The sequence below is a fragment of the Streptomyces sp. NPDC000941 genome (assembly GCF_053599555.1).
On record NZ_JBSFMM010000195.1, the window covers coordinates 1 to 21,410 of the forward strand.

The window sequence follows — 21,410 nt, forward strand, 5'->3', positions numbered from 1 at the left end:
GTTTTCGTTTGATCCCGCGCCGGACGTGCTCTCACAGCGGCAGCGGACGGTTCTCGACGACGCTCTTCATGACGAGGGTGGAACTGAGGCGCTGGACACCCGGGAGGGTGGCCAGGCAGTCGTCGTAGAGCTTCTGAAAGGCGGCCAGGTCGCGGGTGACAACGCGCAGGAGGTAGTCGGGGTCGCCGAAGAGGCGCTGGGCCTGCATGACATGCGGGATGTCCACGACGGCCTGTTCGAAGGCGGCGACGGTGTCGCGGTCCTCGTAGCGCATGGTCACGAACACGAGCGCTTCGAAGGTCAGGCCGAGGACATCGGCGTCGAGCTGCGCGCGGTAGCCGCTGATCGCGCCGGAGTGTTCCAGGGCGCGCAGCCGGCGGTGGCAGGGCGAGACGCTGAGCCGGACGCGTTCGGCGAGTTCGGTGACGGTGAGACGCCCGTCGTGCTGCAGCTCGGCAAGGATTTTCCGATCGACCTCATCCATGAGGAAGATTCTTCCACCGACAGCCCATGATCGTGGAAATGTTGAAAACACATTCCGGCCCTATATGCCTAATCTCCCTCTCGGAAGCCGAGAGTGAGAAGAGGAGCCCAGGCCATGGCGGTCGGAAGTGTCATCGCGTTCTGGGGGGTGTCCTTCCTGCTGGTACTGGTCCCGGGAGCGGACTGGGCGTACGCGATCGCGGCCGGGCTGCGCGATCGTACGGTGCTGCCCGCGGTGGGTGGGCTGCTGGCCGGGTACGTGGCGCTGACCGCGGTGGTTGCCGGGGGAGTGGCGACGGTGGTGGCTCGGTCGCCGCTGGTGCTGACCGTGCTGACGGCGGTGGGCGCGGCGTATCTCGTATGGCTGGGCATAGCCACCCTGGCCCGGCCTTCAGCCCCGATGGCGGGTGCGGAGGGAAGCGCCGGCTCGTGGCTGCGGCGGGCGGTGAAAGGCGCGGGGATCAGCGGTCTCAACCCGAAGGCGCTATTGCTGTTCCTGGCGCTGCTGCCACAGTTCATCGCCCAGGGGGCGACCTGGCCGGTCGCGGCGCAGATCGCCCTCCTGGGATTGGTGCACACGGCCAACTGCGCCGCGGTCTACACGGGAGTGGGCACGGCGGCACGGGCGGTGCTGCGGGCCCGCCCGGCGGCGGCACGGGCGGTGATCCGCTGCTCAGGCGCCGCGATGGTGGCCATCGGGGCGCTGCTGCTGGTGGAGCGGCTGCTCAGCTAGGGGTCGGTTCGGCTGAGCGTTTCAGGACTTCCGCTCGCAGAAGCGGATGTTGTTGCCGAAGGGGTCGCGGAGGCCGCAGTCGATTCCGTACGGGCGCTCGGTGGGCTCCTCGGTGAACTCGACGCCCCGGGCCAGTAGCGTCTCGTAGGTCTTGCGGCAGTTGTCCGTGCTGAAGAAGAGCGTGCCGGCCGTCGCGCCCTTGGTCACCAGCTCGCGGACCTGCTCCGCCGTCTCCTCGGACATCGACGGAGGGCCCGGCTTCTCCAGCAGGATCTCGCGCTCCGGGTGCCCGGGGACGCAGACGGTCAGCCAGCGCATAAAGCCCAGGGGGATGTCGGCGCAGACCTCCAGTTCGAGCTTGCCGACGTAGAAGTCGAGGGCCTCGTCCTGGTCGAGGACGTAGATGGTCGAGTGCGTGATGGCATTGAACATGCGCATCACGCTACTCGGCCGGACGGATGGAAACTTATCCAAAACTGCTCAGGATGCCCGCCCCCACTCCCCAGTCGTCACCGCGCCCCAGTCGTCACCGACGCGCTCGTCAGCGAAGGGCCGCCATCCGGCTCGCCATCGCGTGTTCGAGCAGGGTGACGAGGGCGAGTTTGCTGGACTCGCGGGAACGCGCGTCACACATCACCACTGGTACATGCGCGTCGAGATCGAGCGCATAGCGGACGTCTTCGACGTCGTAGTCACAGGCTCCGTCGAAGCGGTTGACCGCGACGATGAACGACGTGCCACGGTGCTCGAAGTAGTCGACGGCGGGGAAGGAGTCCTCGATTCTTCGTGTGTCGGCCAGCACGATGGCTCCGAGCGCGCCGAGGGCCAGCTCGTCCCACATGAACCAGAAGCGGTTCTGCCCGGGTGTGCCGAAGAGGTACAACACCAGGTCCTGGCTGATCGTGATCCGGCCGAAGTCCATGGCCACGGTCGTGGTGGTCTTCCCCTCCACCCCGCTGAGATCGTCCACGCCCTCGCTCGTCTGCGTGATCACCTCCTCGGTCTGCAGCGGGGAGATCTCGCTGACGGCGCCGACCATGGTGGTCTTCCCGGCGCCGAACCCGCCGGCGATCAGGATCTTGACCGCCGTCGGGAGGCCGCCGGCGCCGGGATATGGCTCAGAGCCTGCGAATTCCATCGAGCACCGCCTGAAGTACGTGGATTTCCGGGGCCTCCGCCAGCGCGATCGGTGCGCGGGTGTGGATGGCCCCCATGTCGAGTAGGTCGCCGAGCAGGACCTTGGCCACTGTCGCGGGCATGTCCAGCCGAGCGGAAATCTCGGCGACGGAGAGCGGGGTGCCGGTGCACATGCGCAGGATCATGATGTGTTCCGGCTCGAGACCGTGTCGTGCCGTATCGGTGTTCGTGGCGATGATCAGGGTGATCAGGTTGAACTCGTCCCGAGTGGGCCGGGTCCGGCCGCCGGTTCTCGCGAACGAGCGCACGATGGGGCCTGCGTCCACGTCCCACCATGATTCCTCCGGTTCGGACATGGGTCCCCACCTCAGAAGGGCGACGGCGAAACGGCAGCCGCCTGTCGTGGCGCCGCGGCGAGGTATTCACCGACACGCTTGACGATCAGGTTCATCTCGTAGGCGACGAGACCGACGTCGATATCGGCCTCACCGAGGATGGCGAGGCAGGCACCTCGTCCCGCACCGGTCACGAACAGAAAACAGCTCTCCAGCTCGACGATCGTCTGCCGTACGAGCCCTCCGCCGAAGCGTCGTCCGACGCCCCCGGCCAGGCTCTGGAAACCCGAGGCGACGGCCGACATGTGTTCGGCGTCCTCACGGCCGAGATCGCGCGAGTGGGCGATCACCAGTCCGTCGGCCGACAACACCAGAACATGCCTGGTCCGGGGGACCCGCCGGACCAGATCGTCCAGCATCCAGTGGAGGTCGTTGGCGTGCTTCGGCATCTGTGTCATCGCGGGTCCCACTGCCCTTCTCCGGCCGGCCAGTGCCCGGCCACATCGTCTTGTCCGCTGCCCTGTTCCTGCTGCTGCTCCGCGTCGACACGCCCCCGGTACGACTGGCGCTGGTACATCGCCATCATCCGGCCGGCGTCCTCGGCCGACCGCTCCGCGGGCCCCGCTTCGGGCTCCGTGGCCACGGGGTGGAGCAGCTGCGGTTCCATGCTCGCTTGACGGACACGGCGAGGTAGCTGTCTCGACCTTCGCTGTGGCCGCTCCGGACGCGCGGCGTCCGGGGGATCGTTGCGTTTGGGCGGGACATGGTCGGGCACGTGCGGCTCCTCCCGGCGGGGCGGCGACGTCCCCGGGCGCGGTGCCGCCGTCCCGGCCATCGCCTCGGCGCGGTCGTGGATCGGGGTGTTGGTCTCGGCCTCCGTCACCTCGAGGAGCTCCGGCGGCGCCAGCACGATGGCCGAGGTTCCCCCGTACGGGGAGGGGCGCAGGGTGACCATGATGTTGTGGCGGGCCGCCAGCCGTGCGACGACGAACAGGCCGAGGCGGGTGTCCTGTGTGAAGCCCATGACGTTGAACTCGGGCGCCGCCGCCAGCAGGCGGTTGGCCTCCTCGCGGACGTCATCGGCCATGCCGATGCCACGGTCCTCGATCTCGATCCCGAGCCCCTTGGGCACGACCTCGGCGTGGATCTGCACGCTCGTATGCGGCGGGGCGAACGTCGTCGCGTTCTCGACCAGCTCGGACAGCAGGTGCATGATGTCGCCCGCCACCGGGCCGGCGAGCATGACCTCGGGAATACCGGCCAGCTTGACCCGGGAGTAGTCCTCGGTCTGCGAGGCCGCCCCACGCAGAATCTCGGCCAACTGCACCGGCTGACGCCAGCGCCGGGACGGTATCGCGCCGCCGAGGATGGACAGGTTTTCGGAGTTGCGCCGCATCCGGGTGGCGAGGTGATCCACCCGGAACAGTTCGGCGAGCAGATCGGGGTCCTCGCTTCCGCGCTCCAGCGTGTCCAGCAGGGCGAGCTGCCGGTGCACAAGACCCTGGCTGCGCTGCGCGAGGTTGAGGAACACACGGCTGATGCCCTCGCGCGTTTCGGCCTGCTCGATCGCCGCGCGTACGGCGATCCGCTGGGCCGTGGCGAACGCGCCGGCGACCTGCCCGATCTCATCCGAGCCGTGTCCGACTTCGGGGACGGCCTCGGCGAGCTCGACCTTGTCGCCCTTCTGCAGCCGGGCGATCACTTCGGGCAGCTGTTCGTCGGCCAGCCGCAGCGTCGCACCGCGCAGCTCCCGGAGGCGGCGGATCAGCGCCCGGGAGATGAGCACGGAGATCAGCACGGCCAGCGCGATGGCCAGCAGGGCTCCCACGCTGGTCACGATCACCGAGGTCATCAGGGTGTCGGCGCGGTCGTTGACGTATCCGACCGCGAAGTCCACCTGGTCCAGGGTGAGCTGCTGCAGGTTCTCCGCCACCTGGAGCATCGACGTCTGCCAGCGCTCGAAACCGGTCGGAATCCGGCCGGACTTCATGGCCGACTGCTCCGCAGCGGCCAGCGCCTTCCACTCGGGCCCGGTGGTGACCGCCTGATAGCGCTTGGCCTGTGCTCCGCGCAGTGCCGGCGCCACCACCTTCCACTGCTCCTGCTGCACCCCGGCGAGCTGGTTGAACTGTCGCTGCTCCTCGGCGGACATGCCGTTCGGCGACGACAGTCCTGCGGACAGCACGGCGTTCTGCCGGGCAAGGCCCTCAAGAGCACGGAACAGAGTCGCGGCGGTCGTGGCCTCGTTGAGCGACTTGGCGTCGTTGGTCAGCCGGGCTTCCGCCTCGAAGTACGACATGCCGGTGGCCAGGGCGCCGGTGTAGAAGGCGAACGCGTCGCCGTGGTTCACCTTGCGTGCGTCGACCTGCTGCCGAAATCCCGGCAGCATCCCGAGGCCCTTGCTGATGTCCGCGAAGATTCGCTTGAGAGCGGGCGGGTTGTTCTTGACCACCGGCGCGGCCGCCTTGCGCATCGCCGCGAGCTTCCGGTCGGTGTCCGCGCGCTGCCGCGTCAGCGCCCCCCGGTTCGCTCCGGGCCGGGCCAGGTAGATCATCGACAGCCGGCGCTCCTCCTGAAGCGCCACCATCGCGGTCTCGCTCGTGACGCCTACCCGTTCCACATCCCGCACGGTCTGCCGCAGATCGAGCGCCTGGTCGAGCCCGTTGGCCGTGTAGGTGCCCCACAGCGCGGCCAGGGCCACGCTCGGGACGAGCACCAGGACGAGGACGCGGGTCCGGATCGACCAGGGGCCTCGAAGTCGGCGTGGCCGCAGAAGGGTCCGCCGACGGGCCGCGCGCTGTCTGACCCGGCCCCGTTTCGCGCGTCTACCGGCGTTCGGTGCGGCCTCGCGCCGTGCCGGGGTGGCTTGCGGGGGCGAATCCGTGGGAGGGGCCGCGTCGACGGCATGTGGTGAATCGGGCAGCAAGTCGTGTTTTCCCTGCTTGGTGGAGGACCGGAGTATTCGCGGTGACACCCCGTGTGACATCGGCGCCCACGGTGCCGGAACCCGGGGCGCCGCTGTCGACGATTCACGAACACAAACTTGTCAATTCCCGCACGGAGGCAACCGGGTGCGCACGGCCGTCGGTGGGCACCCGGCACGGGGGCCGGTCAAGGGGGCGGAGGGTCTTCCATTGCCCCGGATTGGCGGCTCTGTCCGGTCTGGGACCGTCGGTATTCGCTGGGCGTGATGTCGTGGAAATGGCGGAACATGCGCGCGAAAACGGTCGGGTTCTCGACGCCGACGGATCGTGCGATCGCGGCGATGGAGCGCTGCCGCTGCCGGGGGTTCGCCAGGCTTCTGCGAGCCTCTTCCATCCGGGTCCGGCGGATGTGCCGGGCCGGTGATGTGCCACTTTCCCGGAAGACGAGCTCGACGTAGCGCACGGAGACCCCGAACGCCGCCGCCACCATCTTCGAGGACAGATCCGGCTCGGCGAGATGGCGCTGTACGAAGTCCCGCATGCGCAGGAGCTGGGCGTGGTGTCCGAGGAGCCCGTTCACCTCGGCCTGGTCGGTGAGCTCGTCGGACCGCAGTACGGAGAACAGCAACTCCCGCAAGGTATGCCCCAGCTCAGGCAGCAAGTCCGGCTCGAACCGCGCGCCGCCGGCGCAGATCTCCGCGACCGTGGCCCGCAGAACGCGCAGCACCGGGTTCTCGGCGGCGATACGGCGGCCGATGCGTTCCCCACTGACCGGCATGACCCGCGCCACATCCGCCCGGGGCAGTGTCAGGACGAGGTGATGGGCGAACTCACCGGCGCTGAGCTGGAAGGGAGCGGTGCTGTCGAGCAGAACCGCGTCTCCGCGCCGCAGCGGGGACCGCGCATTCCCGTTGATCGACAAGCTGTTTTCCTGCGCGATCGACAGCAGATAGAAGTCGTCCTGGTTGCCGACCAGCATCCTCGGCGCGCGTACGACCCGCACCGGGTCGGAACCGACGTCGGTCAGGGTGAGAAACCCCAGGTCGAGTTGGCGGGCCCAGCCCGTGTAGTCGGCGCCGTGCCCGGTGCCGCCGAGCGGGATCGCGTCGAGTTCGACCAGGGCGTCGTGCAGCATGCCGCGCCAGGCGTCGACGTCGGGCGACATCCCACCGACCCCGTTCCGGTCCGGCCGCGAGGACTTGGGAGGCAGGCTCATCGCACAGTCCTTCCTTCGTGAGAGGTGCGGGAGCCAGAAATGTACAGACCGGGTGCGCGGATGGTCGGTTCAGGGCGGGGTTGAAAGTTCACCATGTTCTCCGCCGCTCCCTTTCCGGCGTACGGCCGGGGCGGCAGGTGCGGGAAACCGCACACAGGAGGTGGAGATGCGCAGGGCCGTCGTACTCGGGGGCAGCGTCGCGGGGCTGTTGGCTGCCCGGGTGCTCAGTGATCACGCGGACGAGGTGATTGTTCTCGAACGGGACGACATCGCCCCCTCGGGCGACTTCGGGGGTGGTCAGGGGCCTCGCCCCGGTGTTCCGCAGGGCACTCAGATGCACGCTCTGCTGGACGCGGGCCGCCGGAAGATCGACCACTTGTTGCCCGGATTCGCCACCGAACTCGTCGCCGACGGCGCCGCCCTCGCGGACACCGGGACGGATGTGCACCACTACTTCGAGGGCAGGCTCAAGGTCCTGGTCGACGGCGTGGAGATGATCAGCGCCACGCGGCCCTTCCTGGAGTCGCATCTGCGCCGGAGGGTGTTGGCGCTCGGCAATCTGCGGTTGGTCAACGGTCGGGTGCGTGGGCTGGCCTTCACCGGCGAGCGGGTGAGCGGGGTGCGCTACCTGGGTGGGCAACTGGCCGGGGCCGGGGCCGGGGCCGGAGCCGGGGGTGTGGCCGGGAGCGCGGCCGATGAGGAGGTGCTGGACGCCGACCTGGTGGTCGACGCCACCGGCCGCGCCAGCCGGATCGGGGCCTGGCTGAAGGAGGGTGGCTGGCCCGAGCCGCAGACGCGCCGTATGCAGGTGGACCTCGGCTATGCCACCGCGCTGTTCCGCCGGCCGGAAGGATCGGACGGCGCCACCTTGGCACAGTCCCTGGCCACCCTGCCGGACGGCCGACTGCGGCTGGGCACCCTCGGCCGGGTCGAGGGAGATCGGTGGATCGCCCTGGTGGCCGGGTACGCGGACGACCGACCGGGGCGGGAGATGGAGGAGTTCCTGCTCCGCTGCAAGGAGGACCCGGCGGCACCGTTCCGCCAACTGGCCGAGGACGGCGAGCCGATCGGGGAGCCGATCGCCTACCGGCATCCGGACAACCGACGGCGCGACTTCCACCGTCTGGACCGTTTCCCCGCCGGACTCCTCGCGATCGGCGACACCATGGCGTCGTTCAACCCCATCTACGGCCAGGGCATGTCCTCGGCCGCGATCCACGCCGCATGCCTGGCGGCCCATCTCGAATCCGGGCAGTCCCCGCGGGACCCGGCGTGGTCGTACTTCAAGCGGGTCCGGGCTGTCGTGGACGACGCGTGGCAGACGTCTGCCGTCAACGACCTGAAGCTGCCGCACGTCACCGGGCCGCGGCCACGGGGTTTCAAGGTCGCATCCCGGATCAGTGACCTCATCGTCCGGGCGTCCGTGACCGATCCGGTGATACACCGACGATTCCTGGACGTGGCACACATGATCTCCCCGGTGAAGACACTGATGCGCCCCGGCACGGTGTTGCGGGCCGCACGGGCGGTGCGCAAGCAGGACACCCCCGCGGTTGGTGCGCCGGTCGACGTCACCGCGTGATGGGACAGCGGGGGCGCCCGGCCGGGCGCCCCCCCGCGCGTCGCGCAGGTGCTGAACGTCCAGCTCGACTACGTCTTCCCCGGCTCCTTCTACCCGCCGCACTTCTACGGGGCCTGTGCCTGGGTGTTCTTCGCCGCGTTCGTCGTGCACGCCGGGCTGAAGGTGTCCGGGGCCTTACGCAACCTGCGTCGCGCCCGGGAGGCAGGCGAAGTGCGGGAGACAGGGGACTTGGCTGCACCCAGCCCCGCCGAGCCCACCGCGTCACGGCGATCCGCCCGATGTGCTGGTGGGGTCCCTCCAGCGGCACGGCGCCTTCCGCCGGGCCGCCCTCCGGGCCGACCAGGTGGCCGACCCGCGCTCCCTCCTCGCCTTGCAGGTCAACGGCGAGGACCTGACCCCGGACCACGGCTACCCGGCGCGTCGGAGCCCGGCGGGGCCCCGGGCAGCGCCCGGGCGGGGGAGTGGTGCCAGGCTGGACCCATGCAGCAGCCATACGAGCCGACCGGGGCCGGACCCACGGACCCGCGCCACCGGCCGGCCGAAGTCGCCCATGTCCTGGTCGTGGAGGACGATCCCACCGTCGCCGAGGTCGTCTGCGGATACCTCGGCCGCTCGGGATACACCGTGGACCGGGCCGAGGACGGGCCGACCGCGCTCGCCCGCGCCGCCGCGAACCGGCCTGACCTCGTGGTGCTCGATCTGATGCTGCCGGGCATGGACGGTCTTGAGGTGTGCCGGCGGATACGGGGACGCGAGCCCGTACCGGTCATCATGCTCACCGCCCGCGGCGACGAGGACGACCGGATCCTCGGCCTGGAGGTGGGCGCTGATGACTACGTCACCAAGCCGTTCAGCCCGCGGGAGCTCATGCTGCGGGTGCGATCGGTGCTGCGCCGCACACGGCCGAACACGCCCGGAACGCCGAACACGCCCGGAACGGAAGCGCGGCCCCTCCACGCGGCCGGTCTCACCGTCGATCCCGCCGCCCGCCGCGCCGTCAAGAACGGCGTCGAACTCGCCCTCACCCTCCGCGAGTTCGACCTGCTCGCGTTCCTTCTGCGCCATCCCGGCCGCGCCTACAGCCGTGAGGACCTGATGCGCGAGGTCTGGGGCTGGGACTTCGGTGACCTGTCCACGGTCACCGTCCATGTCCGCCGACTGCGCGGCAAGGTCGAGGACGACCCGGCCCGACCCCGCCTGATCCAGACAGTGTGGGGCGTGGGCTACCGCTTCGACGCCGCCGAGCGGGAGCGCTGACCGTGCGCGACACCCTGCTCATCGCCCTGCTCGCCTTCCTCGGTGCCGCCGCTGCCGGGCTGCTCGGGGCGTGCGTGCTGCGGCTGGTCCGGCGGCGCTCGCTCATCGCGCATCTCGCCGTGGTCGCCGCCGTCGCCGTGGCCGCGATGCTCGCCGGCACGCTGGCCGTGGCGTGGGCGATGTTCCTGTCCGGACACGACCTGACGGTCGTCACGACCGTGGCCGCGATGGCGGCCGTCGTCTCCCTGGCCACCGCCCTGCTGCTGGGCCGCTGGGTCGTCGCCCGCAGCCGGGCCCTCGCGGTCGCCGCCCGCTCGTTCGGCGACGGCGGCGACTTCACCAGTCCCGAAGGACCCGCGACCGCCGAACTGGACGCGCTTAGCCGGGAGTTGCGGGCGACCAGTGCCAAGCTGGCCGAATCCCGCGACCGTGAGCGGGCGCTGGAGTCCTCCCGGCGTGAACTCGTCGCCTGGATCTCGCACGACCTGCGCACACCGCTCGCCGGACTGCGGGCGATGTCCGAGGCGCTGGAGGACGGCGTCGCCGCGGACCCGGACCGCTATCTGCGCCAGATCCGCACCGAGGTCGAACGGCTCAATGACATGGTGGGCGACCTGTTCGAGCTGTCCCGCATCCACGCGGGCGCCCTCGCCCTCACGCCCTCCCGGACCTCCCTGTACGACCTCGTCGGTGACGTTCTCGCGGGTGTGGACCCGCTCGCGCGCGAGCACGGTGTGCGGCTCGTCGGCGACCACGTCCAACCGGTGCCGGTCGAGGTGGACGGCAAGGAGATGAGCCGGGTGCTCGGCAACCTCCTGGTGAACGCGATCCGGCGGACCCCGGCCGACGGCACGGTCGCGGTGGCCGCCGAGCGCTCCGCGGACGGCGTCGTCCTGTCCGTGACGGACGGCTGCGGCGGCATTCCGGAGGAGGATCTGCCGCGCGTTTTCGACACCGGCTGGCGCGGCACCTACGCCCGCACACCCCCGGCAGGCGCCGGCCTCGGCCTTGCGATCGTCCGGGGCATCGTGGAGGCCCACCACGGGCGCGCCACCGTGCGCAACGTCTCCGGCGGCTGCCGCTTCGAGGTGACGCTCCCCGCGGCCGAGGGGTGAGCGGCGTGGGCGCGGACCTCCGGGGTGCCGCGCTCACCCACCGCGCAGCTCGGCGCGGGCGAACTCCCGTATCCCCTTGCCACGTCCCGTACGTGCACGAAGTCCCGCCGCTGGCACCCGTCCTCGAACACGCGCGAGGCATCCGCGGACCGTACACATTGTGGTAGTGCAGCGATACCGCCGACCCGCCCGTGGCGCGCGCCCACGCCGCCCCCAGGTGCTCCTGGGCGAGCTTGGTCGGTGTACCACTGCGTGCCGCTCGCAGAGGTACCGACCCGCCCCGTACACCACCATGGAGCCGGCCGGCACCAGCCGCCGCACGCCCGTGCCCACCATGGCCGTGAGCAGGACGGCCGTCTCCAGGTCGTTGCGGGAGACATAGGCATACGACCGCACCGCGCCCACCATGTCACGGGTCCGTAAGGAAGGTCCGTAAGGAGAGTACGGACGGGAGAGCGCGGTCGGGTCGTCACTGTGATGTGATGGCGCGGTGAGCCGTGCCACGGAAGAGACCAACCGCCGCATGCTGCGGGCGCGGGACGCGATGGATCGTGCCTATGCGCAGCCGCTGGACGTCCCGGCCCTGGCCCGGATCGCCCATGTGTCCCAGGCGCACTTCACCCGCACCTTCCGGGCCACGTTCGGCGAGACGCCGCACCGCTACCTGCAGCGGCGCCGGGTCGAGCGTGCGATGTTCCTGCTGCGGGAGAGCGACCGCAGCGTGACGGACATCTGCTTCGACGTCGGCTTCGGCAGCCCGGGGACCTTCAGCCGTACGTTCCGTGACATCGTCGGCCGGTCGCCGCGGGCGTACCGCAAGGAGGCGGCGTCGCTCGATGTGCCGACGTGCTTCGCGAAGGCGTGGATGCGGCCGAGCGCCTGACACGGGCCGGCCGGCGGGCCGCCTAGGTGAGATGGCTCGTACAGGAAGTCCCGGCGTTCGAGCGGGAGCCGTCCGGACAGACGACGTTCTCCCAGGTCGTCGTCGAAAGGTCGGTATCCCGCGTTCGCGCGCCGCGGAGATCCGAGTCGGACAGCGCGGCGCCGGACAGATCGGCGCCGCTCAGATCCGCTTTGGTGAGGTCGACGTGGGTGAGGGAGGCCGCTCGCAGATCCACATCGGACAGGTGGGCGCCGCCGAAGCTCACGTCTTCGAGGAGACCCTTGCCGAGCATGGCATCGCTCAGATCGGCGCCGCGCAGGTCGACCTGGGAGAGGGAGACGGAGCTGAGGTCGGCCCCGCGGAGGTCGGCCTCGCGCAGATCGACGTTCTCCAGTGACGCACCGGTCAGCCGCGCTTTGTAGAGGTTGCCGCGGCGCAGGTTCGCTTCGGACACCAGCCCGGTCAGCGTGGCGCGTTCGAGGTTGACGCAGCGCAGTGTCTTCTGCAGCAGGTCGTCACCGGCGACGGTACGGCCGGAGAGGTCCTTGCCCGTGCGGCCGGAACAGCTGCGGCCGTGTTTTTCTCCCCCGCAGCCGATGAGGAGGGCCGAGGAGATGGCGGTCACGATGACGCAGGAGAGCGAACGGGGCCAACGCGTGTTCATGGGCCATCCCTGCCGCCGCTTGGTCGCGGAGTGCCGTGCAGTGCCGACGAGGGCGCGGGACACCGTGATACCCGCGCCGTCCGTCAGCGTAGACGAGCCCCGGGAACGAGAGCGGCACTCGCCGTGGCCCCCGCGTGTTGCCCCCCGCAGCTTCCGCTACGCCCTCGCTATCGCCAGGACCGCGTTCTGCCCCCCGAAACCGAAGGAGTTGGAGAGAACGAGGTCGATACGGGTGGTGGTCGGGGCGGTGGCGATCTTGATGTCGAGGCGAGGGTCGGGCGTGTGCAGATTGGCGGTGGGCGGCACACGCTGCTGTTCGACGGCGAGCACGCCGAATGCCGCTTCCACCGCGCCGGCCGCGCCCAGCAGATGGCCGGTGACGCCCTTGGTCGAGGTCACCAGCGGGTCCCCGGTGAGCGCGCGGTGCAGCATACGGCCCTCGGCCAGGTCGTTCAGCGGGGTGGAGGTGCCATGCGCGTTGACATGCTGGACGTCCTCCGGGCGGGCGCCCGCGTCGGCGAGCGCCGCGTGCAGCGCCGCTTCGATGCCGATGCCGTCCGGGTGCGGCGAGGTCACGTGGTGGGCGTCGGCGGTCGCGCCGTAGCCGGCGATTCTGGCCCGTACGCGTGCGCCACGGGCCGTCGCGTCGGCGACGCGTTCGAGGATGAGCACACCCGCGCCCTCTCCCGCGACGAAGCCGTCGCGGTCGGCGTCGAAGGGCCGGGACGCGGCGGCCGGGTCGTCCTGGCGTTTGGACAGGGCGCCCATCTTGGCGAATCCGGCCATGACCAGGGGGGTGATCATCGCCTCGCTGCCGCCCGTGATGACGATGTCGCAGCGGTCGAGGGTCAGCAGATCGCGCGCGGCGCCGATGGCGCTCGCACCGGAGGCGCAGGCGGTGGCCACGACCAGGTTGGGGCCGGTGGCCTTGAACTCGATGGCGGTCTGCCCGGCGAGCATGTTGGGCAGTTGCATCGGCAGCAGCAGCGGGGACACCCAGGCGGGGTTCTCCTCGATCAGCACCCGGTGCTGTGCCTCCACGGTCGCGGGGCCGCCGTCGGCGCAGCCGAGGACCACACCGACGCGGCCGCCGTCCCAGGTGGCCGGGTCGAGCCCGGCGTCGGCGACCGCCTCCCGGGCGGCGACCAGGGCGAACTGCACGAAGCGGTCCAGCCGGTGGGCCCGGCGGCCGCCGAGCAGCCCATCCGGGTCGAAGTCCGGGACGCGGCAGGAGATCCGCACCGGGTTGCTGGCGAGTTCCGTGTCATGGGCGGCGGTGGGCCGCCCCTCCAGGGCCGCCTCCCAGCTCGGCCCGACCCCGATTCCCGCCGGGGTGACCAGGCCGAGTCCGGTGACGGCGACATCGTGTCGGCCCATCAGACCTTCGCGCTCCGCTCTTCCATGAGGCGCGCCATGTCGCCGATGGTGTCCACCTCCAGCAGTTCGTCGTCGCTGATGACGATGGAGAACTCCTTGTCCAGTACGAGGGAGAGCTCGACGACGGCCAGCGAGTCGAGCTCGACGTCCTCCCTGGTGGCCTCGGGGACGACCTGCTCCGGCGTCACCTTGAGCTTGTTGACCAGGATTTCCTTGAGGGTGTCGAACATGGCTGCGTTCCTTCCGAAGGGTGCACAGTGGGGGAGTGGCCGAGGGGCCTCAGCCGGGCTTGACGTCCGGCCAGTGGACGGTCGCCGCGCCCCAGGCAAGACCGGCGCCGAAGGCGGTGAGCAGCACCCGGTGGCCGGCCGTGAGGCTGCCGTCGGCGGTGGCGTCGGCCAGCAGCAGCGGGATCGAGGCGGCGACGGTGTTGCCGTTGTGCGCGATGTTGGAGAGCCGCCGGTCCTCGGGGATGCCGAGGTCGTCCCCGACCGTCGCGAGGATGCGTGCGTTGGCCTGGTGGGCGGCGAGCCGGTCGATGTCCGCGAGGTCCCAGCCGGCGGCCCGCACCGCCTGCCGGGACGCCTCCGCCATCCGGCCCACCGCGTGCCGGTAGGTGTCGCGCCCGGCCATCCGCAGAAACGCGTCGCCGGGTTTCACCGGCCCGCCCAGGCTGCGCTGCCGGGATCCGCCGCCCGGCACCTGGAGCAGTCCGCTGCGCGAGCCGTCGCTGCCGAGTACGACACGGCCGACCGCACCGGGCTCGTCCGGCTCACCGGCCCGCAGCACCACGGCCCCCGCCCCGTCGGCGAAGATGACGGCGGTGGCGCGGTCCCGCGGGTCGATGAGGGTGGTGAACGCGTCCGCGGCGATGAGCAGGACGCGGCCGGCCGTGCCCGCCGCGATCAGCCCGGTCGCGGTGGCCAGCCCGTACAGGAACCCGCTGCACACGGCCGAGATGTCGAAGGCCGCTACCGTGCCGAGCCCCAGCCGCGAGGCGACCTCGGGCGCGGTCGCGGGGCACGCCCGGTCGGGTGTGGTGGTGGCGAGCACCACGGCGTCCACGCCCCCCGCGTGCTCCGGCCCGGCCGACTCCAGCGCCCGCCGGCCCGCCTCGACCGCGAGATCCGAGGTGGCCTGTCCGGGCAGCACCATGTGCCGGGACGAGATGCCGGTACGGGTACGGATCCACTCGTCGGTGGTGTCCAGACGGGCGGTGAGGTCGTGGTTGGACACCGGGTTCGGGGGGACATACGCCCCGATGCCGACGATCACGGACGCGGGCGCGCCGCCGGCCATGGCGACACCCTCCAACGAACCGTTCATGGTTGCGCGTTCTCCTTACGCGTCCGGGCCTGGTCTACGCGCCGCCGGTGACCGCGGCCTCGGGGCTGCCCACGCCGCCACGTATCTCCGTACGGGCGAACAGCCCGGTGATCGCCCAGGCGACCGTCTCCTTGATCACCCGCTCGGCGATGGGGTCGAGAATCCCCTCCAGGCTCGGGATGCCGAAGTCGAAGTCGGCGTCGAAGCGGACCAGCACATCGTCGCCGCTCTGCGTGATCTGCCACTGCCCGGCGAAGCTGTCGAAGTCGCCGTCGGTCTGCTCGAAGTGGATCTCACCGCGCTCGGGGACGAACCGCTCCTCCTCGGTCCAGCGCAGCAGCCCGCTGCGGAAGTGCAGCTCCCAGCTCGAGCTGCCCTGCTCGGCGGGGTATGCGACGTGCGCGGTGGCGGCCTGCACATGCGGTGCGAGCTGCGGATACTTCTCCCACTTGATGACGTTCTCAAAGACGTGGTCCGCCTTCTCGGAGCGCACCACGGCGTCCAGTTCCACGTGCCGCACGTTCAGTTACCGCCTTCCGGCATGGTGGCCGAGCCGCTGATCAGATCGCGGGTGGCCTTGTCGAAGGATTCGAGGAAGAACTTCACATCGCCGTCGGTGAGAGTGGCCGGCGGTGTGAAGCGCACCACCGAGCTGCCGATCATCGAGTGGTTGGCGACGACTCCGTTGTTGAACAGCTCGATCAGCAGCTCGCCGGCCAGCCCCGCCTCGACCAGCTCCACCCCGATCAGCAGGCCCTGGCCGCGTACCTCGACGAGTTGGCCGGGGATGTTGCGGTGGGCGATTTCGGAGATCCGCGACAGCAGCACCGCCCCGAGGTCCATGGACCTGGACACCAGCCGCTCCTCCTTGACCGCCCGGATGGCGCCCTGCACGGCGGCCATCAGCAGCGGCTGTCCGGAGAAGGTGGCGGTGTGAACGTACGGGTCCTTGTCGAACGGGCGAAACGCCTGGCGGGTGGCGACCGCCGCGGAGACGGGCAGCACACCACCGCCCAGGGCCTTGCCGGTGAGCAGGACATCGGGGACCACGCCCTCGGTGTCGGCACCCCACCACTCGCCGAGCCGGCCGAACCCGGTCTGCACCTCGTCGAGGATCAGGAAGCCGTCGTAGGCGCGGACGAGTTCCTCGACGCGTTTGAGGTAGCCCTTGGGCGGGATGATCACTCCGCCCTCGCCCTGCACGGGTTCGAGGATGACGCACACCTCGCCGGGGTGGGCGCGCAACTCCGCCTCCAGCGCCTCCGCGTCGCCGAACGGCAGATGCCGGACGTCCGGGATCAGCGGGCGGAACGGCGCCTGGTAGACCTCCTTGGCGGTGGTCGACAGCGCGCCGAGCGTTTTGCCGTGGTAGCCGCCGAGCATGGAGACGGTGCGCCTGCGGCCGCCCGCCCGGGCCAGCTTGAGGCCGGTTTCGACGGCCTCGGCGCCGGACAGCGCGAAGTGCACCCGGTCCAGGCCCTCGGGCATGACGGAGACCAGCGCCTCGGCAGCGCGGGCGACGGTGGGCTCCAGCAGGATGCGGGTCGCGGTGGGGTGGGTGTGCAGCTGGCGCTCCACCTCCTCCATGACGATGGGGTGCCGGGCGCCCATGATGAAGACGCCGTAGCCGCCGGTGTTCAGGAACCGCTCGCCGTCGCTGGTGGTCAGCCAGGCCCCGGAGGACTCCACCTCCATATGGCTGCCGAACAGCTCGGCGAGAGTCGCCCGCCCCTTGCTGAGGTGGGCGCGGTACAGGCTGAGGATTTCCTCCTCGGTGTCGACCCGGGCTCCCTGGATCACGGTCACGGGTAACGTCCTCCGGATTGTGCGGTGGTGAATCAGAGCGGTTCGAAAGGGTGGGGCGTACATCGGCGGTGGGCCGTCAGGGCGGTCAGGACCCGAAGACCGCCTCACGCGGGCTGGCGCCACGGGCGATGGACACGCCCTGGAGGTGCGAGGTCTTGAGCATCGGATAGTTGGCCTCGCCGAAGACCCCGCCGGTCAGGCCGGTCCCGCCATGGCTGGGCAGATAGGGCAGGAACCCGATGTGCGAGTCGTTGATCTTCAGCAGGCCGCCGTTGACGACGCGCTGGACGAATGCGTCGATGACGTCCTCGGACTCCGCCCACAGCGAGTTGCGCAGCCCGTACTCGTTGGTGTTGACGAAATCGAGGAACCCGTCGAGGAGTTCGTCATCGGCGGACGGCTCCGGGACGACGATCGGCAGCAGCGGGAAGAACGTCTCCTGGCGTACGACGTCCAGGCGGCGCGCACCGGGCAGCCCGTTCACCCGCACCACGGTGGGCTGGAGGAAGACACCGGTGTCCGAAGGAGTGCCGTCCAGTTCGGTGCGCCTGCCGCCGGTGACCAACTCCGCGCCACCCGCCAGGGCCTGCTGGAGCAGTCCGAAGAAGCGCTCGCTGCGGCGGACCGGGGACAGCAGCACGCCCTCGTCCTCGGGATAGCCGGGGCGTACGGTCTTGGCTTGTTCCTTGACCGCGGCGATCAGCTCGTCGGCGACAGCGGGGTGCACCAGGACGCAGTTGGGCACCATGCAGATCTGCCCGGAGCCGTAGAACGACTCACAGATCGCCTCGGCGGCGCGCGTGAGGTCCGCGTCCTTCCATACGACGATGCTGTCGTTGCCGGCCAGCTCCAGGATCGGCTTCTTGCCGTGTGCGACGCACCGCTCCTGGAAGGCCAGGCCCTCCTTGCTGCCGCCGATGTAGAAGATGTCGTCGATGAGCGGGCTTTCGATCCACCGGTCCAGCGTCTGCTTCGGGTTGGAGCAGACGGCATTGAGCACACCGGGGGGCGCCCCCACCTCGTCGAGCAGCGGCGCCACGACCTCGCGCAGCACCCACATGGTGGACAGGGCGATGGAGCGGGGCGCCCGTACGATGACTGCGTTGCCCGCCATCAGGGCGAGCACCGCGAGGGCGGCGCTGGGCGCGGGAGCGTTCTGCGGCGGGTTGAAGGCGACCACGCCGTCGGGCCGGCGGCGTACGATCAGCCGCCGCCCGGCGTGCTCGAACTCCGTGTGCATACGCTGCCGGTACCAGCCCAGGCTCTCCTCGCTGTACACCTGGAACAGGCAGCTCAGTTCCCAGCGGGCCAGGCTCACCGGATGCCCCTCGGCGACCAGCATGTCCAGGAACTCGTCCCGGCGGCGGCCCAGCGCCTCGCGGAACAGCGTGCCGAGACGCATCCGCCGCTCCAGCGGGATCGCCGCCCAGCCCGGTGCGGCCGACGCCGCGGCCTCCGTGGCCAGATCGATCGCGGCATCGGACGCGACGGCGCAGCGGCCCACCACATAGGGGTGGTCCGCGGCCGTGGATTCGGGATTCCGCTCCAGATCCCTCTTCAGGCTGACGCTGGTGAAGACGTCCTCGAGCAGCGACTGTGCGCTGACGGTGTACACCCAGCCGTCGCCCTCGACGTCCTTGCCCGCGATATAGAGCTTGTAGCTGCGCAAGGGGTTTTCACGCATCAAAGGACCCTCCGAGTCGGCCCCGCGGCACGCTCAACCCTGGACTCCGGGCGGCGGAATGAACATGGGAGTCAAGGTGACGTCGGATTCCGGCAGTTGGATCGGCTCGCCTATGCGCTGCATGCCAAGCCGCTCCCACAGTAGGGCGTTCCGCTCGGACGAGGCCTCGCAGTAGCCTCCGAGATCGAGGGATACGGCGAGTCGTATCAACTCGTCCGTGAGGGCCGGCCTGGCATCCGTCCCGTGCGCATCCGGGTGGACGGCGGCGAGCGCGACATGTCCGTGCCGCGGAAGGTCGTGCGGATAGTTGGAGTCGAGCGCTTCGATGAGCTGCAGGCAGCGCTTCTCCGCGGGGCCGGTGGAGGCCGCGATATCGGCGAGGAACGCCTCCTCGTCCTCCGCGGTGAGGGGGACCTTCCTGCCCGAGGGCGAGGGCTCCCATACGAGGACGCCACTGTGGTCCGGCGTGACGATGGCGGTCCCCTCGTGGTCCAGCATGAATTTCACCCAGGCCCGCAGAAAGCCGCGCAGATAGCGCTCCCGCTCCGGAGTCCCGGGCGGTACCAGCCAATTGACGACCGGGTCGTCCTCGAGGAAGGCCGCGGTCAGGGTGTCAACAATCGCGTCCAGATCCGTGGACGTCTTCACTTCGTTCACTTTCATCACTTTCCATCTGCGGTTCGCGATACAGCGGGAAGCCTGACCGCGCACTGTTGCCAGACGCCGGTCAGCCAGTCGGCGGCGATCCCGATCGGGGCGTCCTGTGCGTTTCCGCCGCCCTTCGGCGGGTCGTCATCGAGCTGAGGGGCGAGGGTGTACGACGGGGTGACCGTCGGCTCCAGGAACCCCGCGGGGGAGAAGCGCCGCGTGAATGCCTCCCTGGCGGACAGCTGGGCATAGAGCAACGGCCGCTCGCCGACGCACTCCGCGCACAGGTCGAAGAGCCGTTCATCGGCGATGACCTGACGCGGCAGGCACGACGCATGAAGAGAGGCCAGACGTTCCCGGTAGGCATCGGTCCGGGTCGGCAGGGCGGGCGGGAAGAGGGGGACCGGGATCACCCCGGCCCGCTCCATTCCCAAGAAGGCGGTGATGAACTCACGCTGGTCCGAGAGCATGAGAATCGCGCGGTCCCCTGGCGTGAAGCCGGCGGCGGCGACCCCTCTGCCGATGCCCTCGGCCGCCTCTTTGAGATCGGCGAAGCTGAGGAATTCGGCCGACTCTCCTGAGACAAACGTGAACCCTCGGGTAGTAGACAGCATTCTACTAATGACACGAGACAAGCTCACGTAACGGAAACCTCCACCTGTGTGTTCTCCGGGCCGGGAGAACAGTTACCCGATAAGGCACTCGGCAATTCCAGTGGCGTGCCGATGAACGTATCAACGCAGCCAATCGCGAACATACAGCGGCCGGTGTAGCAGTAACTGCACTCTCTGCGGATGCCCGTCATCCACCCTCGACCGTATTCGACCCCCGTGTACTCCCAGGCGGTGAGCCGGGCCGGGCTCGGCCGACCGGCCGAAGGGAAAGGGGAAGCAACAATTCCGCGCATTGCCGCAGGTGGGCAGTGGCTTGTAGCCCGCCGACCGGCCAGGCGGAGGTATGCGGCCAGGCGCTTTGGGCTACCACGCGGAGTGGAAAGCGGCCTGGTGAGCCGATGGGCGTACCGCGATGGGCGACGGCCATCCGCGTCTTTCATCACCTGTTCACCCGTTGACCTGGAAGGCCTGGATTCCGCCGACTTACGCGTAATCAGCGACCTGTGCGTTCAGTTTTTCCTTGCGTGTGTCACCGGTGCATGCAAGGGTTTCCGGTGTCTGGTCGGCCGGTTCGGCCCGGAGGAGGAACATTTGATCAGCGGGGGAGACAGTGATGTGGTGGAGGGTGCGGAGACCACATTACTCATCGCGGATGCGCACCCCTGGACAAGGCTGGGGCTTTCCGCACTGTTGAACGCGGTGCCGGGGCTGAGCGTGGTGGCTCAGGCCGCGGACAGTGAAACAGCTTGCGCGCTGGCCGAGGGCGTCAAACCGGATATCGTCATCATCGACACCGATTTCCCGGATCTCGGCGGGGCGGAAACCATCCAGCGCATCCTGGAGGCGGACCCAGAGGACCCGCCGACCGCCCTCCTCGTCACCTCGACAGTCGATGACAATGACATATACGCGGCCCTCCACGCAGGCGCTCGCGGAATTCTCCTGAAGAACATCCCGCCGGAGCAGATGACCGCGGCCGTCACGGCCGCCGCCCGCGGCAATATGGTGTTCTCGCCCGGCGTGATGTCACGTCTGGTCGACATCTGCACCCATCGCACCACACCGGTCGAATACGACGGTTCGAGGCTGGCCACGCTCACCATGCGCGAGGCCGAAGTGCTCAAGCTGGTCGCCAAGGGGTACGGGAACTCGACCGTCGCCAAGATTCTGCACATCAGCGAAGCGACGGTGAAGACGCACCTAAACCGCGCCATGGGGAAGCTGGAAATCAGCAGCAGGGCCCAAGCCGTCGCGCTGAGCTATGAGTTCGGCCTGGTGATACCGCGGCAGCGGGTCGCGGGCCTGATGCCGAACGCCAACAGCGCATAAGCACTGAAACGACCCGGATTCGGGCGTGGTGCTCGTCGCCTTCGTCGATCCGTCGGGACCGCGCAAGCAGGGTCGGGCAAGCCCTGGTGCACCACCGTAGGAGGATTTGTCATGGGGAACGGAAAGACGACCGAAAAGGCCCCGGTTCGCAGCTCTTCGGAGCTCGTCGACGCGGTGCGTGGCGATCAGCGCTGACCGCGCTCTTGGGACGGCGGTGGGGGGCGGGGGGGCCCCCCGGCCGGGGGGTGGGGGGTGGAGCCGTCTGTAATCCGGTGGACAAGGTTGGTATGGGGGGTT

22 protein-coding genes and 1 pseudogene are annotated in these 21,410 nt (G+C 69.8%); 6 read left to right on the plus strand and 17 right to left on the minus strand.

Annotated elements, in window-relative coordinates; translation table 11 throughout:
• Nucleotides 1-31: 31 nt before the first annotated feature.
• Nucleotides 32-484: an Lrp/AsnC family transcriptional regulator gene (locus tag ACWDSL_RS41050; RefSeq protein ID WP_450493203.1), complete on the minus strand. Its 453-nt coding sequence runs from the start codon at nt 482-484 to the stop codon at nt 32-34.
• Between the two features lie 114 nt (nt 485-598).
• Between ACWDSL_RS41050 and ACWDSL_RS41055 the strand changes: the two genes are divergently transcribed.
• Nucleotides 599-1,216 carry a LysE family translocator gene (locus tag ACWDSL_RS41055; RefSeq protein ID WP_450493204.1) on the plus strand — a complete coding sequence of 206 codons (618 nt, stop codon included), beginning with the start codon at nt 599-601 and terminating at the stop codon, nt 1,214-1,216.
• 21 nt (nt 1,217-1,237) lie between these two features.
• Here the strand turns inward: ACWDSL_RS41055 and ACWDSL_RS41060 are convergent, their stop codons facing one another.
• The 6 genes from ACWDSL_RS41060 to ACWDSL_RS41085 form a co-directional block, all read right to left on the minus strand.
• Nucleotides 1,238-1,648, minus strand: a complete 411-nt coding sequence (locus tag ACWDSL_RS41060; protein WP_450493206.1) for a VOC family protein — start codon at nt 1,646-1,648, stop codon at nt 1,238-1,240.
• A gap of 109 nt (nt 1,649-1,757) precedes the next feature.
• A complete protein-coding gene (locus tag ACWDSL_RS41065; RefSeq protein ID WP_450493208.1) occupies nt 1,758-2,354 on the minus strand; it encodes a GTP-binding protein in 597 nt (198 codons plus the stop codon).
• Nucleotides 2,335-2,709, minus strand: a complete 375-nt coding sequence (locus tag ACWDSL_RS41070) for a DUF742 domain-containing protein (protein ID WP_450493210.1) — start codon at nt 2,707-2,709, stop codon at nt 2,335-2,337. Before ACWDSL_RS41070 ends, ACWDSL_RS41065 begins: the two co-directional genes overlap by 20 nt.
• Before the next feature lie 11 nt (nt 2,710-2,720).
• Nucleotides 2,721-3,146: a roadblock/LC7 domain-containing protein gene (locus tag ACWDSL_RS41075; protein ID WP_450493211.1), complete on the minus strand. Its 426-nt coding sequence runs from the start codon at nt 3,144-3,146 to the stop codon at nt 2,721-2,723.
• A complete protein-coding gene (locus ACWDSL_RS41080; RefSeq protein WP_450493213.1) occupies nt 3,143-5,404 on the minus strand; it encodes a nitrate- and nitrite sensing domain-containing protein in 2,262 nt (753 codons plus the stop codon). The genes ACWDSL_RS41075 and ACWDSL_RS41080 overlap by 4 nt, the downstream gene beginning before the upstream one ends.
• Before the next feature lie 395 nt (nt 5,405-5,799).
• Entirely contained in the window at nt 5,800-6,828 is a 1,029-nt protein-coding gene (locus ACWDSL_RS41085) for an AraC-like ligand-binding domain-containing protein (RefSeq protein ID WP_450493214.1), read from the minus strand.
• Nucleotides 6,829-6,994: 166 nt separating this feature from the next.
• Here ACWDSL_RS41085 and ACWDSL_RS41090 point away from each other — a divergent pair, with 166 nt between their 5' ends.
• The 3 genes from ACWDSL_RS41090 to ACWDSL_RS41100 all read left to right on the plus strand — a co-directional run bounded on the left by ACWDSL_RS41090 (nt 6,995) and on the right by ACWDSL_RS41100 (nt 10,782).
• The gene (locus ACWDSL_RS41090) at nt 6,995-8,410 is read left to right on the plus strand and encodes an FAD-dependent oxidoreductase (RefSeq protein ID WP_450493216.1); all 1,416 of its coding nucleotides are present in this window, start codon (nt 6,995-6,997) and stop codon (nt 8,408-8,410) included.
• A 480-nt stretch (nt 8,411-8,890) separates the two neighbouring features.
• Entirely contained in the window at nt 8,891-9,667 is a 777-nt protein-coding gene (locus tag ACWDSL_RS41095) for a response regulator transcription factor (RefSeq protein ID WP_450493218.1), read from the plus strand.
• 2 nt (nt 9,668-9,669) lie between these two features.
• The gene (locus ACWDSL_RS41100) at nt 9,670-10,782 is read left to right on the plus strand and encodes a sensor histidine kinase (protein ID WP_450493219.1); all 1,113 of its coding nucleotides are present in this window, start codon (nt 9,670-9,672) and stop codon (nt 10,780-10,782) included.
• Nucleotides 10,783-10,859: 77 nt separating this feature from the next.
• Here the strand turns inward: ACWDSL_RS41100 and ACWDSL_RS41105 are convergent.
• A pseudogene (locus ACWDSL_RS41105) lies at nt 10,860-11,307 on the minus strand (NAD-dependent epimerase/dehydratase family protein); the annotation flags it as partial.
• Between ACWDSL_RS41105 and ACWDSL_RS41110 the strand changes: the two are divergent.
• Entirely contained in the window at nt 11,273-11,665 is a 393-nt protein-coding gene (locus ACWDSL_RS41110) for a helix-turn-helix domain-containing protein (protein ID WP_450493220.1), read from the plus strand. The pseudogene ACWDSL_RS41105 and the gene ACWDSL_RS41110 sit on opposite strands and share 35 nt — an antisense overlap.
• Nucleotides 11,666-11,687: 22 nt before the next feature.
• On the opposite strand, the gene ACWDSL_RS41115 is transcribed toward ACWDSL_RS41110, so the two are convergent.
• From ACWDSL_RS41115 to ACWDSL_RS41155, 9 genes are all read right to left on the minus strand, one after another.
• Nucleotides 11,688-12,329, minus strand: coding sequence for a pentapeptide repeat-containing protein (locus ACWDSL_RS41115; RefSeq protein WP_450493222.1), 642 nt, complete (start codon nt 12,327-12,329; stop codon nt 11,688-11,690).
• 156 nt (nt 12,330-12,485) lie between these two features.
• A complete protein-coding gene (locus ACWDSL_RS41120; protein WP_450493224.1) occupies nt 12,486-13,706 on the minus strand; it encodes a beta-ketoacyl-[acyl-carrier-protein] synthase family protein in 1,221 nt (406 codons plus the stop codon).
• Nucleotides 13,706-13,936: an acyl carrier protein gene (locus ACWDSL_RS41125; protein ID WP_398526108.1), complete on the minus strand. Its 231-nt coding sequence runs from the start codon at nt 13,934-13,936 to the stop codon at nt 13,706-13,708. Before ACWDSL_RS41125 ends, ACWDSL_RS41120 begins: the two co-directional genes overlap by 1 nt.
• A gap of 49 nt (nt 13,937-13,985) precedes the next feature.
• Nucleotides 13,986-15,032, minus strand: a complete 1,047-nt coding sequence (locus tag ACWDSL_RS41130; RefSeq protein ID WP_450493225.1) for a beta-ketoacyl-ACP synthase III — start codon at nt 15,030-15,032, stop codon at nt 13,986-13,988.
• 34 nt (nt 15,033-15,066) lie between these two features.
• Nucleotides 15,067-15,552 carry a type II toxin-antitoxin system RatA family toxin gene (locus tag ACWDSL_RS41135; protein ID WP_450493226.1) on the minus strand — a complete coding sequence of 162 codons (486 nt, stop codon included), beginning with the start codon at nt 15,550-15,552 and terminating at the stop codon, nt 15,067-15,069.
• Between the two features lie 2 nt (nt 15,553-15,554).
• Complete coding sequence (locus ACWDSL_RS41140; protein WP_450493228.1) at nt 15,555-16,838, minus strand: aspartate aminotransferase family protein; 1,284 nt, start codon at nt 16,836-16,838, stop codon at nt 15,555-15,557.
• 85 nt (nt 16,839-16,923) lie between these two features.
• Nucleotides 16,924-18,522 (minus strand): aldehyde dehydrogenase family protein, encoded by a 1,599-nt coding sequence (locus tag ACWDSL_RS41145; protein WP_450493229.1) that lies wholly within the window; start codon nt 18,520-18,522, stop codon nt 16,924-16,926.
• Between the two features lie 33 nt (nt 18,523-18,555).
• Nucleotides 18,556-19,170, minus strand: coding sequence for a hypothetical protein (locus tag ACWDSL_RS41150; RefSeq protein ID WP_450493231.1), 615 nt, complete (start codon nt 19,168-19,170; stop codon nt 18,556-18,558).
• Between the two features lie 14 nt (nt 19,171-19,184).
• Nucleotides 19,185-19,811 (minus strand): AMP-binding protein, encoded by a 627-nt coding sequence (locus ACWDSL_RS41155; RefSeq protein WP_450493232.1) that lies wholly within the window; start codon nt 19,809-19,811, stop codon nt 19,185-19,187.
• Nucleotides 19,812-20,399: 588 nt separating this feature from the next.
• On the opposite strand from ACWDSL_RS41155, the gene ACWDSL_RS41160 reads away from it, so the two are divergent.
• Nucleotides 20,400-21,113 carry a LuxR C-terminal-related transcriptional regulator gene (locus ACWDSL_RS41160; RefSeq protein ID WP_450493233.1) on the plus strand — a complete coding sequence of 238 codons (714 nt, stop codon included), beginning with the start codon at nt 20,400-20,402 and terminating at the stop codon, nt 21,111-21,113.
• Nucleotides 21,114-21,410: the final 297 nt, after the last annotated feature.

Excerpts from the sequence above, each read along its gene's own strand:
- ACWDSL_RS41090 (WP_450493216.1), top strand. The coding sequence starts at position 6,995 with ATGCGCAGGGCCGTCGTACTCGGGGGCAGCGTCGCGGGGCTGTTGGCT.
- ACWDSL_RS41145 (WP_450493229.1), bottom strand. The coding sequence starts at position 18,522 with ATGCGTGAAAACCCCTTGCGCAGCTACAAGCTCTATATCGCGGGCAAG.
- ACWDSL_RS41065 (WP_450493208.1), bottom strand. The coding sequence starts at position 2,354 with ATGGAATTCGCAGGCTCTGAGCCATATCCCGGCGCCGGCGGCCTCCCG.
- ACWDSL_RS41075 (WP_450493211.1), bottom strand. The coding sequence starts at position 3,146 with ATGACACAGATGCCGAAGCACGCCAACGACCTCCACTGGATGCTGGAC.
- ACWDSL_RS41095 (WP_450493218.1), top strand. The coding sequence starts at position 8,891 with ATGCAGCAGCCATACGAGCCGACCGGGGCCGGACCCACGGACCCGCGC.
- ACWDSL_RS41085 (WP_450493214.1), bottom strand. The coding sequence starts at position 6,828 with ATGAGCCTGCCTCCCAAGTCCTCGCGGCCGGACCGGAACGGGGTCGGT.
- ACWDSL_RS41125 (WP_398526108.1), bottom strand. The coding sequence starts at position 13,936 with ATGTTCGACACCCTCAAGGAAATCCTGGTCAACAAGCTCAAGGTGACG.
- ACWDSL_RS41115 (WP_450493222.1), bottom strand. The coding sequence starts at position 12,329 with ATGAACACGCGTTGGCCCCGTTCGCTCTCCTGCGTCATCGTGACCGCC.
- ACWDSL_RS41050 (WP_450493203.1), bottom strand. The coding sequence starts at position 484 with ATGGATGAGGTCGATCGGAAAATCCTTGCCGAGCTGCAGCACGACGGG.
- ACWDSL_RS41130 (WP_450493225.1), bottom strand. The coding sequence starts at position 15,032 with ATGAACGGTTCGTTGGAGGGTGTCGCCATGGCCGGCGGCGCGCCCGCG.
- ACWDSL_RS41060 (WP_450493206.1), bottom strand. The coding sequence starts at position 1,648 with ATGTTCAATGCCATCACGCACTCGACCATCTACGTCCTCGACCAGGAC.
- ACWDSL_RS41070 (WP_450493210.1), bottom strand. The coding sequence starts at position 2,709 with ATGTCCGAACCGGAGGAATCATGGTGGGACGTGGACGCAGGCCCCATC.
- ACWDSL_RS41120 (WP_450493224.1), bottom strand. The coding sequence starts at position 13,706 with ATGGGCCGACACGATGTCGCCGTCACCGGACTCGGCCTGGTCACCCCG.
- ACWDSL_RS41055 (WP_450493204.1), top strand. The coding sequence starts at position 599 with ATGGCGGTCGGAAGTGTCATCGCGTTCTGGGGGGTGTCCTTCCTGCTG.